Source organism: Vibrio sp. 10N.247.310.98, assembly GCF_041467395.1.
Taxonomy (GTDB): Bacteria; Pseudomonadota; Gammaproteobacteria; order Enterobacterales; family Vibrionaceae; genus Vibrio; species Vibrio crassostreae_C.
The window spans coordinates 1-1,637 of sequence record NZ_JBFSUL010000120.1 but is presented as its reverse complement, the minus strand read 5'-3'; the positions used below and the strand labels follow the sequence as shown (position 1 = coordinate 1,637).

At 40.9% G+C, this 1,637-nt stretch carries 2 protein-coding genes; both read right to left on the bottom strand.

All coding sequences use genetic code 11. From position 1 onward, the window contains the following. Positions 1 to 96 precede the first annotated feature (96 nt). Positions 97 to 858, bottom strand: coding sequence for a DUF3307 domain-containing protein (locus AB6E78_RS22855; protein WP_016800251.1), 762 nt, complete (start codon positions 856 to 858; stop codon positions 97 to 99). Then, on the bottom strand, positions 851 to 1,501 hold the full coding sequence (locus AB6E78_RS22850; protein ID WP_016800250.1) for a hypothetical protein: 651 nt from the start codon (positions 1,499 to 1,501) through the stop codon (positions 851 to 853). The genes AB6E78_RS22855 and AB6E78_RS22850 overlap by 8 nt, the downstream gene beginning before the upstream one ends. Between the last annotated feature and the right edge of the window lie 136 nt (positions 1,502 to 1,637).

Genomic DNA, 1,637 nt, shown 5'->3' with positions numbered 1-1,637 from the left:
CCACTACATTAGAAGGGCAACTCTCTTCCCTGTAATTGATCGTTATCCCGTAAAATTCGAGCTTATCTAGTAATAAACTGCCGAATACCTTTTTGGTCATTTAATTTTCACACCCAAACCAAGTGATATTAAGGTACCTACCAGTGTTGTGATCACCACCGATATCAATGAACCAATCAGCACATACTCAGTCATGCTTCGGTCGTCTGATTTATTCAACTCACCAAACCTAAATATTGACTTAGCCGCCAATACAAAACCCACAGCTGCATAGCTCCCCACAAGCGTAAAGGTCAGTATTAACACTCGCTCTAAATAACCGATCAACTCACCACCTGCGATAAGACCACTAATACTAGTAGTATCTTGATCTTGATCTGATATTGGAAACTTCCTTAAGACGCTGCCAATCACAATCGAAGTTGGCTTGAGAATTAGTAAGTAAGCAAATACCACCATAACACCATCTGAGAACTTCTCATCTTGTAGTACGGCATCGATCATTACACCATCTGCCATGTGAAAGGCAATGGCTACTAGCACTGATACATGCAAAGTCTGGTCGATAATAAAATAGGAAAACTTACCACCATTTCGTGCTCTTACTTTCCACAAATCGATAATAAAATGACTTACCGCTATGATAACTACCAAGCAAGTAGTTGAGCGCCAGTCAATACCTAACGCTATAGCAGGAACTAACAACGCGACACCGTGTAATAGTGAGTGAAAGTACAGTTCAGTTGAACGGTAAGTGTATTTTTTCTTTGCTTCTACCCATTGGTTCGGCTGGAGGTAAAAATCACAGATGATGTGAATCATCAAGAACGGTATTAGAACATCAAAAAAATTAAACATACTTGAGTCCCTTCACTTGGTTTATGAATCGCCAATTTAGCTCACTGATTAGCGGCCAACCTGAAGCTTTAAGAGACTTACTGGCAGTGGCAGTAGCAACATCGAGCTTTTCTGCTAACTCACTAATAGACAAACCTTCATTGGTTCGAAGCATCGGAAGCATAACTTCACATTGGCGCGAGGTTAATTCCGTTAGTTGTCTATCGAGGTACTTAAAGAGTAAGTCAAAGTGCTCAGTGAGTTCGAAACGGTCAGAGTTAAATAACAACCTGTCGCTTTTTAAGGCTTTTAGTCCACGCCCAGAAAGAACAAATGCTTCACCCATCGATTCAGAGACAGACTCACGCAAATCGGCATTAGAGGCAATAGCAAGGCTAATGCGACTATCAAACTCTTTGCCAAGCGCTTTAATGCCAATACGATAAATGATGGTGTATCTCAGAGCGCTTTCAATATCATGCACCACGGTCTGAAATTCATCGCCACGCTCAATACTGTGCGCATTTGATGAATTTCCTGCGGTGATCAGTCTCTGAATGTCTTTGATTCGTTTAAGAAGTTGTTCAAACTGTTCAGATGTTAGCTTGGTTGAGTTGACAATATCGCCGCTGATCACTGCGATAGGTTTAGAGGTAGGCTCCACATTAAAACTCCTTCTTTCATGTAGATGCCAATTTAGCCGTTTATGGCTAATAATGCAAATTTAGCCGTTTATGGCTAATAGGTGGAAATTAGCCGTTTAGGGCTAAACGATTCATGAAGCTTGTCATTACCTTAGT

What these genes read in the sequence shown, in the direction of transcription:
- AB6E78_RS22855 (WP_016800251.1), bottom strand. Translation starts at nt 858, where the DNA reads ATGTTTAATTTTTTTGATGTTCTAATACCGTTCTTGATGATTCACATC.